Below are 3,771 nucleotides of genomic sequence, written 5' to 3' on the forward strand. Positions count from 1 at the left end.
AACTCACAGACTTCGTCACCGTCAGCTCCGGCGAGGCGGGAGCTAACTGCTCGGCGACACTGCAAATCCTTGATGAAAGATTAGAAATGTAGCCCTGTGCCGGTTCAGCAATGTTTCCGTAAGTATCCCCAACAACGACGTTGTCCGCTGACCCTGCCACTTCGTTCATTAATGAATAGAAATTGGCCTCATAATCCTCATTCCCCGAGGTATAGCGGTTCGCCGCCTCGGCGATCAGCATGACAACCACTTCATGGCCCGCGTCACGAACGGCAGAAGCGGATGTTCGAAGCTGGCTGTCATCGCGAATACGCCCTATAGCGCTGTCGACACCATCCGCGTCGGTCAAGAACACCACAATGGAGGGAACTCCCTCTCTTGCGGGCTCACCAGAACTCGACGCGTAGGCGCTGCCATCGTAGTCTGTTAGAGCATCGGCTACATAATCAAAGGCAGCGCCCGGATAGGTGTAGCCGTCCCGTCCTCCGCGAGAGTATGCGGATGCGACAGTTGTAAACTGATCGGTCAAACCGGAAACGAGTGTCGGCGATCGTGCCCAACCGATCAGCGCGCCCCTGAATCCAGTGGATTCATCATAGGCGAAAGACGATGCAACAGAAGATATGAATGACTGCGCATCGCTGAATTCAGCATCGGTTACACTCGTCGACTCATCATTTAAGAACCAGAGCTCAACTCGCCCACTGCAACTCTCCTGCGCCTGTGCGGTAGCGGCCCCTACGGACATAAACAATGCCGCTTGGAACGCCACAGAAACCAGGCGCGACGCACGGGCCACCTTAGCTCGAGTCACAGTTTTCATGTTTAGATCCTGCCCCAAAACATTTTTTTTTGTGAATATCACCTATTCTGGCCAAACCCCTAAATATCAAAAGATTTTTCATCACATCTTTAGAGGGGAGGCGGACCCGGGAACGGGTACCAATCGTGTGATTGTCGGCATGAACCAGGAGCCCATTAACGGCCTTTCGTCACCAGACAGCCATCAGGCAGACATGCAGGGCCAAATCCGTGATCATCCGTGATTGTGCAGAACAGCCCTCAACGCCGCGCGAAAACAGATTGATGACGCCACGACGCTACAACAAACCCCAGTGGGTCTTGATGTCAGCGATGTCGGTCAGCTTCATCCACGTTTTCGGAGACTGCGTGCCAAGACCCAAGCCTCAGGAAATCTTCCGAACCGGATCGCCCCGCGACGCAATCTGATGCACCGCATCCCGGTTGAAACGATCGCCGTAATTGCTTGGCTTCATCTCTGCCTCCTCGCGTCGAAGTCAGGCGGCAAACGCCCCTACCAACCTTTGGGCAGCTCACATGTCCTCAAGAGACAGTCGCCTTACCGACCTCGGCAACCGCTTCAGGGTGATTGAGAGGCCAGAATAAATGAAACGTGGTTCCATGCCCCAATCCGGTCTCCAAAGCGATCCCACCGCCAACGTCTCGGATGATTGCTGCGATCAAAGCGAGTCCAAGGCCAGTGCCCTGATCCCCCTTGGTCGTAAAATAGGGTTCCCAGATTCGTTGTCTGATATCGTTCGGTATCCCCGATCCAGTATCGGAGACGATCATATGAGCGAAGGGTGCAGCAGGAACCTGACCCAATTCCAGCGGAAGATCTGCCGGCGCCGCGCTGTCCCGCGAGAGGGCAAAACGGATCGTGCCCTCTTCGTGACCGATCACATCCCTGGCGTTCAGACCAAGGTTCATGAGCACCTGTGTGAGCCGAAGTGGATCGACCATCGCCTTCAACGCGTGAACGGGAAGATCGCTTTCAACGGATAGGCCCAGTGGAGCGCCCAACGCTGTGAGTTCCGCCGCATTTCGCACGACATCCACCAGATCAGCGTCCTTTTCAACCGCGGTCCCCTTCACATAGCCGCGTAGAGGTTCCAGGAGATCAATCATCTGACGAGACGCGCGGTGTATTTCAGATCGGATATCGATCTTTTCGAATGCAACTGCACTGTCAGGATCAGTCAGGTGCGAGATCACCGCCAGCAGGTTCGAAAAATCATGGGTCAGGCCAGCGGCAAGAAGGTTGATAACCTCCTGTCGCTGTGCAAGTTCGATCTCTTCACGCAAGATCCGACGACCTCGCTCCAATTCCTTCAATGCAGAGACATCCCGGCTTACGTGCACTATTTTTCCGTCCGGCAACTCCGTCATGCTGATCGATTGTTCGAACTGGCTGCCATCAAGTCGCTTCGCAAGCGCATCTCCCTGCCAGTGTCGGTCGGATCGGATCACAGGGAAGGCTACTGCCGCAAGGTCGGCAGCGGCAGACCGAGCATAAAGCCGATACCAGGGGTGCCCAAGAACATCCTGTGGGGCTTGGGCACGAAACAGACGGAGGAGGGCTGGATTGGCATCGACAATGGACCCTGATGCGTCCGTGATCATTATCGCGTCGGCAGAAGCCTCGACCGCGGCCGCACGTAGTTTCAACTCAGTTTCGAGCTTCTTGCGCACGCTGATATCGAGCAGAACGCCGGCCATCTGGCGCACTTTTCCGTTCGGATCTCGTTCTGCGACGCCACCACGCGCCATAACCCAGACCCAGCGACCCTTTTTGTGCTTCATTCGGAATTGTAGCTCGCAGCGTTCTCTTTCCCCTGACATGCATTCGTTGAACCCAGCATCCAAAAAAACCCAATCATCGGGATGTGCCAAACTCTGCCATGTGGTGAGGTCGGCATTGGCCAGTTCACTTGGAAAGTAACCGAGGATTTCTGCAAGTTTTCCGTTGGATGTACCCTGCCCGGAGTCCATGTCAAAGCTCCACATACCGACTCGTGCGCCGGCCTCCACCTCCTCAAGCCTGCTTTGCGATTTCTTCATGCTGGTTACGTCGATAAGCAGGTGAACGCGGTCCCCGACTTCCGTCACCCGATCCACCACCCGAAACCAGCGACCGTCGCGTGTTCGAGTTTCTGTTTCAAAGACCGGGTCTTGACGCTTGTTAAGGCGCACGCTCAACCACTCAGCTTGAGCCTCATCGGAGATCTCCAGCGCACCGTTTTCGCGGCCCTGCTTCAGGATCTCCTCAAAGCGCATTCCTGAAACCACGGTTCCCGCACTGCTCTTCCCGGCATGCAGCTCGGAATAGGCCGTGTTGCACAGGACGAGGCGATCTCTGGAGTTGAAATAGGCCACAGGATCCGGAATGGCCTCAAGTGCATTGACAAGGCGGCGGCGGGCTTTTGCTAGCTCCGCACTCGGCGCCAGGTGCCCGGCCTCGTAGCTGACAACCAGTTCTTCTGGGCACCCGTCATCTGACTCTCTAACGGAAATTCTGCGCCAGTAGCCGTCTTCCTCAGGATCCCCTATAGCCCGAGTCCGGGTTGCCCCCCCACTAGCCGCTTCCCAGCAATCAAGCGGCAGGTCCGGATCTGCTTCTATGAGTGCCTTTGACGCCTCAATGGACATACCTATCGACTCGGTGTGAGGCCGAAACCCGGGGGAGTCCTCCGCGTGCGACACGAATTTCAGCTCGAGGTCGCAAGACAGTATTAGTATGAGCATTCTCAGGGCCTGTTCATTCGGGGCATTGCTTGTGGGCGACAAGTCGTTTTTATCGGTCCCGAAGTCCAGAGAGTCCTTCTTTAGAGAGTAACGTTTATACTTTAGAGTAGACGCGCAAATCGGGTCCTGTTCGCAGTGCCCCTTTCCCTGGACGGATTTACTTTACGGCCACTGTGACAGGTATGCCGCCTCTCAAACACCTAGGCTCTGGACTTCGGTAACGGG

General features: G+C 55.7%; 2 protein-coding genes. Both read right to left on the bottom strand.

Annotated features, from left to right (window positions below):
* Positions 1 to 823: VWA domain-containing protein (locus EP237_RS22660; protein ID WP_127563086.1), on the bottom strand; the 823-nt coding region annotated here is incomplete at its 3' end.
* Positions 824 to 1,344: 521 nt separating this feature from the next.
* Positions 1,345 to 3,450, bottom strand: coding sequence for a PAS domain-containing sensor histidine kinase (locus EP237_RS22665; RefSeq protein WP_164744815.1), 2,106 nt, complete (start codon positions 3,448 to 3,450; stop codon positions 1,345 to 1,347).
* Positions 3,451 to 3,771: the final 321 nt, after the last annotated feature.

Source organism: Nioella ostreopsis (genome assembly GCF_004000255.1).
Lineage (GTDB): Bacteria > Pseudomonadota > Alphaproteobacteria > Rhodobacterales > Rhodobacteraceae > Nioella > Nioella ostreopsis.